Genomic DNA, 611 nt, shown 5'->3' with positions numbered 1-611 from the left:
TTGGGGAGAGCTACGAGTTGACTGGGAATCGAGAACAGCGGCTGACGGCTTTTCATCACGATCCATCCGCTCTCGCCACTGGGCACGAAGCCGGTCGTGCATTTGCTCAAACTTGCCCTGAGCGCTCCACCGTCGAAAGGTCTTGTAGACGTTGTCCCAATGCGGAAACTCGTGAGGCAGCATTCGCCATGAGCATCCCGTGCGCACGACATAACAGCACGCTTCCAAAAGCGTCCTTCGGGAGTGACGAGGCGGCACGCCACGGCCTCCCGAGACTTCAAACAAATCAGCGACCAGCGTCCATTCTGCGTCCGTCAGACAACTGGGGTAGCGCTGTTCCGGCAACTGGCGCCGGTGGGCCTCGGTGTAACCATAAGACTTCTGAGCCTCAGATGGCTGGAAACTACCTTTGGCTCGTTCCTTTACACGAACGATCCCGGCCAGCCTCAGCGCTTTGGCAAAGGTATCGGGATGAGCGGTAATACCCGTTTCAGCATGGAATGCCTGCGCCAGTTCGGATTGGCTGGAATAGGGTTGCGCATGAGCGAGCCTGGTCAGCAGAGGGTAATGCTCCGCAGCGATTACGGGCGGGCGTCCGGTTTTAGGCATGG

1 protein-coding gene is annotated in these 611 nt (G+C 58.4%); it reads right to left on the bottom strand.

Annotation, left to right across the window (positions count from 1 at the left end; genetic code table 11):
- On the bottom strand, positions 1-609 hold a 609-nt coding region (locus L6D80_RS29870; protein WP_154212032.1), incomplete at its 3' end, for a transposase.
- Positions 610-611: the final 2 nt, after the last annotated feature.

Source organism: Pseudomonas ceruminis (assembly GCF_021602025.1).
GTDB lineage: Bacteria > Pseudomonadota > Gammaproteobacteria > Pseudomonadales > Pseudomonadaceae > Aquipseudomonas > Aquipseudomonas ceruminis.
Note: the sequence above shows the minus strand (reverse complement) of the source record. Positions and strands in the feature narration are given on the sequence as shown.